The sequence below is a fragment of the bacterium genome, assembly GCA_035945995.1.
Lineage (GTDB): Bacteria > Sysuimicrobiota > Sysuimicrobiia > Sysuimicrobiales > Segetimicrobiaceae > DASSJF01.
Genome location: DASYZR010000156.1, coordinates 24,755 through 31,820, shown reverse-complemented (window position 1 = coordinate 31,820; position 7,066 = coordinate 24,755). Strand labels below are relative to the sequence as shown.

The following is a 7,066-nucleotide window of genomic DNA, read 5'->3' as shown; positions in this document are numbered from 1 at the left end:
CCTGTTGCGGAGGTGCCGCATCCGATCCGGCTCCGTACCGTGGGCATCCGGAGACCTGAGCCTGACGTCCTCGATCCGAGCGTTCACAGCGCGAACCAGCTCAACAGCATCCTGGCCAAACTCGAGGCCAACCGTGCCGGGGTGGACGGTGCCGTCATGCTCAACCGGGCGGGATTCGTCGCGGAGACCGATTCATCCAACATTTTCATGGTTAGAGAAGGCGCCGTCATGACGCCGCGGGCCACCGCATGCGTGCATGGGATTACGCGGCGCGCAACTCTTGAGCTGGCGCGAACACGGGGCCGGGAGATACGCGAAGGTGATCTCTCGTTGTTCGACCTCTATTCAGCCGACGAGGTGTTTACCACCGGTACCGTGCAGGAACTGGTGCCGGTCGTCGAGGTCGACGGTCGGAACATCGGGCCGGGAACGCCTGGACCGGTGACCACCGAGCTCCTGGCCGCGTATCGGAATCTTGTGAGATCCGAGTGCGGCGCCGCGCAAGCTGTGCGGGCTTGATACGCAGTCGACAACGAGAAAGGGAGGCGGGAATGATCAACCATAGGGCTGTGGTGGCGGGCATCGTTGCTATGTTGCTGGTATTGGTTGCCGGCATGGGGGCGTATGCGCAACCGGGCGATGCCATCCCCGTGCCGGATGCCCTGAGGAAGGCCGGCGTGGTCCGGTTCGGCGCCGACTTCACCCAGCCCCCTGGGACGTTCTTGGACGCCAATCACCATATGTCGGGCGTTGACTTCGCGCTGTGCAACGAAATCGGTCGCCGGCTGGGTCTCAGGGTCGAATGGACCAACCTGCAGTTCTCCGGTTTGATCCCGGCGCTCGACGCCGGTCGGTTCGATGTGATCTGCAGCTCAATGCTGATCACGCCGCAACGGGCGCAGGCGGTGGACTTCGTTCCGTACCGACTGACGGCTCAAGGCGCCGCGGTTGTGAAAGGTAACCCGCACAACGTGCGGGACCTGCCGGACGTCTGCGGCTTGCACGCAGCCGAGCTGCTGGGCTCAGTGTACGAGCGTGTCATTAAGGCCCAGAGCCAGGACTGTATCGCACACGGCAAGGCGCCGATCGATCTCAAGACGTTCCCCACCGTTGCGGATGCGTATACGCAGCTCATCGACGGCCGCGCCGACGTTGTGATGGGTGACGAGCCCATCGTCACATACTACGTTACACAGAGAGGCGGCGGCCGCATCGAGATCGCCTTTGGCGGCAAGAATCCGACGTTCACCGGGCTCGCGATTCCGCCGGCCAACTCCGCACTCGCGGGACCGCTCACCGTTGCGCTCTACGCTATGAAGGGGGACGGCACATACGCCAAGATCATGGGGCAGTGGCACCTCGAATCTGGGGCCATACAGTTCTTCTAGGCGGCCACCTGGCCCGAGGCCGCCACGGAGCAATCCAGAGACAGCATCGTCATGTCGTGGAATTGGCCAACGTTCTTGCACTACATCGGCGCCGGGTTCATCCTCCATGGCGTGTGGACCACGGTATGGTTGACGGCCGTCTCCATGGTGTGCGGGATCACGATCGGTCTCGTTGCCGCGATTCTGTGCGTCTGGGGACATCCGCTCGCACGGGCATTTTACACGGGATACACGACACTGATTCGAGGAACGCCACTTCTCGTCCAACTCGTGTTTGTCTACAGTGGATTGCCAGCGTTTGGGATCCGGCTGGACGTTGCGGAGTCCGCCTTGCTCGCGCTCAGCGTGAACGAGGGTGCTTACGTCGCGGAAATCATCCGCGCGGGCATCGAGTCCATCCACCACGGCCAGATGGAAGCGGCCCAGGCACTCGGCATGACATACTGGAAGGCGATGCGGGTCGTGGTCCTCCCGCAGGCGGCACGGACCGCGGTTCCACCCCTCGGCAATCAGGTCAACAGCATGCTCAAGAGCACGTCCTTGGTGTCCGTGATCTCGATGGAGGAATTGTTCCGCGCGACCGAGGAAGCGATTCAAACCACATTTAGAGTACTTGAGCTGTTTGCCGTCGCGTCGATCTACTACCTGCTGCTCACTGGGCTGTGGACGCTGGTCCAGCACTCCATCGAGCGCCGGCTGTCCAGATCGATCAGGCACCGGGGCGGCCGGACGGGCGGATCTTGGGGGGCACCGCCGGCAATCGAATCGGTGACGCCAACATGAGCCAAGCACCCATGATCGAAGCGCTCGACGTGCGCAAGTCTTACGGCCCCGTGCATGCATTATGCGGCGTCACGCTTCGTGTCGCAGCCGGGGAAGTTGTGGTGCTCGTCGGTGCCAGCGGATCAGGCAAGAGCACGCTGCTCCGGTGCATCAACTACCTGGAGCGCCCCGATCGGGGACGCATTGTGGTGAACGGCCACCTGGTCGGGTACCGCGAGCACCAGGGCCGGCTCGTGGCCCTGCCGGAGCGGGTCGTGGCGGAGCAGCGGACCGAGATCGGGATGGTCTTTCAAAGCTTCAACCTGTTTCCGCACATGACGGTGATGGATAACGTGATGTCGGGGCTCATCCACGTGCGCCGCGCGAGAAAAAATGAAGCCAAACGCAGCGCCACGGCGCTTCTCGAGCGAGTCGGTCTCGCCGACAAGACGGCCGCGTATCCGTTGGAACTCTCCGGCGGGCAGCAACAGCGTGTCGCGATCGCCCGTGCGCTGGCGATGAACCCCAAGGTGATGTTGTTCGATGAGCCGACGTCTGCGCTGGACCCGGAGACGATCAAGGAAGTCCTCGATGTGATCCGGCGGCTGGCGCACACCGGCGTGACGATGCTGATCGCGACGCATGAGATGGGGTTCGCACGGGAGATCAGCGATCGGGTCGTGTTCATGGATCAAGGGACGATCGTGGAGGAAGCAACCCCTGCGCAGTTTTTCGACCACCCTCGAAGCTCGCGCTCGAAGTTGTTCGTCGACGCGATCCTCGCGCGCTGAGCGCTCCCGCCGGGACTTCTGAGCCTCAGGGTCTTGCCGCCATTGAATGCTGATGCACGCGCGCAAGAGAAGGATCGGCCCCGTGCGGTCAAAATTGCCCTTTGCGGGTTCGTAATGCGCAGGTCATCGGTTCAAATCCGATCGCCGGCTCTATATTCCTAAGGGTTTTTCGAAGGCCCGGTGTTCTCGCTCGTTTTCCCAAAGTTCAATCAATGAGATCAGGCTACGGACCGACGATAGCCGCGTCAATTCCGGCGCTTTTGCCGTCGACATTCCGCGAGAGCGGCACGGGCTTTCCGGGCGTCGGCGGGCCGTAAAGTGGGCGTAGGTCGATAGCTTGAAACCGGCGCGGGGGTGAGAAGGGGTTTTCGAATCCCACGCCTATATTCGATATATCGTATTTCCGGTGGGAGCGTGAGGAGTAACATTCACCTCGACGCCATGATGCTCCGGCCAACCGTGGCGCTGGATGGGGAGACGGTGGTGAGGACCGGATCGCTCGTGATCGACGAGGCCAGGCCGCGCGGCGGCACAGACGGAAAGAGGTGACGGCTAACGGACTCCAACGGCCTGTCTGGCTCGGGCAAGCGAGACAAGAGAGCAGATCATCGTGACTCGGTAAAACACGGACCCTCTACGACTACCTTTAGGCGCGGTTGGGTTGTCGTTGTCGACGTGCTTCGTTCGGCTGCGCCTGCACGTTGAGTCTGTTTCAAGAAGGAGGCGCTTTCGATTGGACGAGCTGCCCAACGCGCTAGAGGCTGAAAAGTTGTCCCTTCTGGGGGAGATCCAACAGCTCGTTGAGGTGGAGTCGCCGTCGACGGACAAGGCGGCCGTCGACCGCGTGGCGGCGATCTTGGAACAGCAACTCGCGGCTCTGGGCTGCAGCGTCGAAGTGATCCCCAACGCGCCGTATGGGAACTGCGTCGTGGGACGATGGGAACCGCCGGCGCAAGGCGACGGGTGGGCCGGCCTGCCTCGAAGCCCGATTGAAGGCGATCGCCGCGCGCTATTGGTTCTGTGCCACATGGACACCGTGTGGCCCCTTGGGACGTTGAAGGAGCGGCCGTACCGAGTCGAGTCCGGGAAGGCGTACGGTCCCGGCATCTTCGACATGAAGTCAGGGATTGTGTTCCCCATCGCGGCCTTGCGCGTGCTGCGGCGGCTTGGCCGCGCGCCGCGCAGGCCCCTGGTGTATCTGCTGACGGGCGACGAGGAGATCGGCAGCCCGTCATCGCGCGCGATCATCGAACGATTCGCGCGCACGTGCGCCGCGACTCTGTGCCTCGAGCCTTCAACGGCTCCTACGGGCGCCTTGAAGACGGAGCGCAGCGGGTGGGGACGCTTTGAAATGCTGATCAAGGGACGGTCCGCGCATGCCGGCGCCGCGCACCAGCAGGGCATCAACGCTTTGGAAGAGCTGGCGCACCAGATCCTGGAACTCCACGCGATGACCGATTACAGCAAGGACGTGACGGTGAGCGTCTGTATGGCGAAGGGCGGAACGCGGCCAAACGTCATTCCCGATGAGGCAACGGCGACGATCGATCTGCGCGCACGATCACCTGAGGCGCTGGAGGGCGTGGCGCGGCGGATCCTTGATCGCGCGCCGCACGTCTCCGGCGCCGGCGTCGAAGTCACGGGCGGCATCAACCGTCCTCCATTTGTCCGGACCGACGAGATAGTCGGGCTGTTCAAGCACGCGCAGGCGCTTGCGGCCGAGTTGGGGTTCGGGCTCGAGGAGGGACGGACCGGCGGCGTGAGCGATGGCAACTTCACGGCCGCCGCGGGGTGCCCGACGATCGACGGCATCGGCGGCTTCGGCGACGGGGCGCACGCGGTCCACGAACACGTTGTCGTCGACGAGCTGCCGCGCCGGTGCGCCCTCGTGGCGCGGCTCCTCGAGACGTTATGATTTTCGCGGCCGCAGATGCGGCCGGATGTATTTCACGAACAGGTCGAGCTGGTTAGGGTCCGGCGCCAGCAGGTTGAAGGTGAGCTCTTGCACCCCGGTGTCGATGCGTGCCTGAATGCGTGGGATGAGGTCCTCCGGCGTGCCCATGAGATACATCGGCGCGGTGGCCTCGTAGGAGTTGTGGCTGAACCGGGCAAGCATCGCCGTGAGCCGGTCCGGGGTGGCGTCGAGAGCGATATGCAAGTGATCCTGATGAGCGAAACGGATCTGCGCTGGGTCACGCCCGGCCGCGCGCGCCGCCCGGCACACCATGGCCCAGCTTTCGACGAGGCATGACATGTCCACGCCCGGCGATGACCGGTAGGCGGTCATGAAGCCGTCCCCAAGGCGGCCGGCCCGCTGCGTGGAACGCTCGGCCACGTAACCCTTGCTTTTCGTGATGTGCCCGCTTGTACCCGCGGGGACGGTGCCGCCGGCGATCCAGATGGGCGGATGCGGCTTCTGGACCGGCTTCGGGAGCAGGCGCACCTCCGGGATGTTGAAGATCTGTCCTCGATAGGAGAAGACGTCTTCGGTCCACAGGCCCTTGATGATGGCGAGCATCTCATCCATCCGCCGGCCCCGGGTTCCCTTCGGCACCTGACAGGCGTTGTATTCGCGTTCGTCCCAGCCCACGCCGGCGCCGAAGATCACACGCCCGCCGGACGCCGCGTCGAGATTCGCGATCATCTTCGCCGTCAGCACGGGATCCCTGAGCGGAAGCACGAGGATGCCCGTCCCGAGGGTGATCCGCCGCGTGGCGCCGGCGACCAGGGCGAGTGAACTGACGGGTTCCATGAACACCACGCGGTAGGACGGCGGCGCCTCAAAGAGATGGTCGATGACCCAGAGGCTGTCAAAGCCGAGGTCTTCCGCTCGCCGTGCGAAATCCTGAAGGAAGGCAACGGTGGGGGGCGGCTCGCCGGGGAGCACGTATGCGGGCAAATACACTCCGAACCGGAGCACGTCCGTCACGGCCCGATCAGCCGAAACCGCAGCGCGCCCGTCATGGCCTATCAGCCGGGCGTTGCCCGGTTCAGCCCTTGTCCTCGACCCGCACGATCGCCGAAACCAGGCCTCCGCCGACGGGACCCTGGTGATATCCCCATCCGGCCGAGACGTAGACCGCCGGGTCGCCGACGACCGACGCCACGACGGCATTCAGGACCGCGCGCGCGGGACGGGTGTTCAGATCGGAGTCGGTGAGCAGCGTCGTGCGGCGGCCGCGTACCCTGCCGTCGACGGACACCGTCCCCTTGGCAAACACTGCCGCGATGCGGCGGCGGTCCGCGGGGCCCGGAGAGCACTCAAAATCCAGACCGGCATCGCGCAGCGCGGTGCGCACGCCGTCCGCATCGATGAGATCTTGTAAGATCGCGTGCCCGGCGCGGTAGGGGCTGTCCCACTCCGCGGCGTTGCCGATGAGCACGACCTCCCCGTGCATCAGCTCGACGCCGGCTGAGCTCGATGCGTAGCGCGAGAAGAGATCCTCCCGCGCGCAGATGTCGGCCTCCCGCACCTCGCCCGGCGGGATTTCGCCCAGCCCGATGGCCACCCCCAGAGCGCTGGCCCCGTTGGAGAAGCCCAACGAGGCCAGCGTGTTGGTTGTCTTGACCTTTCTGCCGCGGTCGCGGGCCGCGTTGATCCGCTCCGAGGTAAGGAGCGGGCACTTCACCTGGACGTATTTCACGTCGCCGGCTTCCGCAATGCCTGCGCCGGTCATCGCGTCCTTGACGGCCGCGGCGACCGCGTGCACCTGCTCCAGCGTGCCTACTTCCTCGGGCAGAAGCTCTCGTGTGAAGCCGACGCCGACGGCGAGGCGCTTGCCGCCGGCGCCCGGCCCGCGCGTGACGCGCCGCGCCAGCACGACGGCGTGCGGGGTCATCACGCCTTCGCATCCGCCCGAGCCCACCAGGGCGACGCGCCCCCTGATATCTTCCATCGAAGCTCCCATCGAGCCGGCCAGACACCGCGCGAACGACTCCACCGCGTACTGCCGGGTGAAGTCGTTGACCCGGCCGTTCCCCTCCGTCTTCGCGATGATCGCGACGACTTCGTCCGCTCTGAGCGCGCCCCTATCGAAGATCGCCCGTAGCGGTCCGACATCGTCGGGCGACGCCATCGGGAATCTGTAGACTTCCGCGGCGAACATCAGACCGTCACCTCACCGG

7 protein-coding genes are annotated in these 7,066 nt (G+C 64.8%); 5 read left to right on the top strand and 2 right to left on the bottom strand.

Going from position 1 to position 7,066, the window contains the following annotated elements; genetic code table 11:
• From VGZ23_18505 to VGZ23_18485, 5 genes are all read left to right on the top strand, one after another.
• Positions 1-519, top strand: a 519-nt coding sequence (locus tag VGZ23_18505; protein ID HEV2359586.1) for an aminotransferase class IV, incomplete at its 5' end; no start/stop codon positions are given.
• Between the two features lie 32 nt (positions 520-551).
• Positions 552-1,388: an ABC transporter substrate-binding protein gene (locus VGZ23_18500; GenBank protein ID HEV2359585.1), complete on the top strand. Its 837-nt coding sequence runs from the start codon at positions 552-554 to the stop codon at positions 1,386-1,388.
• A 51-nt stretch (positions 1,389-1,439) separates the two neighbouring features.
• Positions 1,440-2,171, top strand: coding sequence for an amino acid ABC transporter permease (locus VGZ23_18495; protein HEV2359584.1), 732 nt, complete (start codon positions 1,440-1,442; stop codon positions 2,169-2,171).
• Positions 2,168-2,941 (top strand): amino acid ABC transporter ATP-binding protein, encoded by a 774-nt coding sequence (locus VGZ23_18490; GenBank protein ID HEV2359583.1) that lies wholly within the window; start codon positions 2,168-2,170, stop codon positions 2,939-2,941. The genes VGZ23_18495 and VGZ23_18490 overlap by 4 nt, the downstream gene beginning before the upstream one ends.
• A gap of 733 nt (positions 2,942-3,674) precedes the next feature.
• On the top strand, positions 3,675-4,856 hold the full coding sequence (locus VGZ23_18485; GenBank protein HEV2359582.1) for a M20 family metallopeptidase: 1,182 nt from the start codon (positions 3,675-3,677) through the stop codon (positions 4,854-4,856).
• On the opposite strand, the gene VGZ23_18480 is transcribed toward VGZ23_18485, so the two are convergent.
• Positions 4,851-5,870: an LLM class flavin-dependent oxidoreductase gene (locus VGZ23_18480; protein ID HEV2359581.1), complete on the bottom strand. Its 1,020-nt coding sequence runs from the start codon at positions 5,868-5,870 to the stop codon at positions 4,851-4,853. The genes VGZ23_18485 and VGZ23_18480 overlap by 6 nt on opposite strands.
• A gap of 61 nt (positions 5,871-5,931) precedes the next feature.
• Positions 5,932-7,047, bottom strand: a complete 1,116-nt coding sequence (locus tag VGZ23_18475) for a ring-opening amidohydrolase (GenBank protein HEV2359580.1) — start codon at positions 7,045-7,047, stop codon at positions 5,932-5,934.
• Positions 7,048-7,066: the final 19 nt, after the last annotated feature.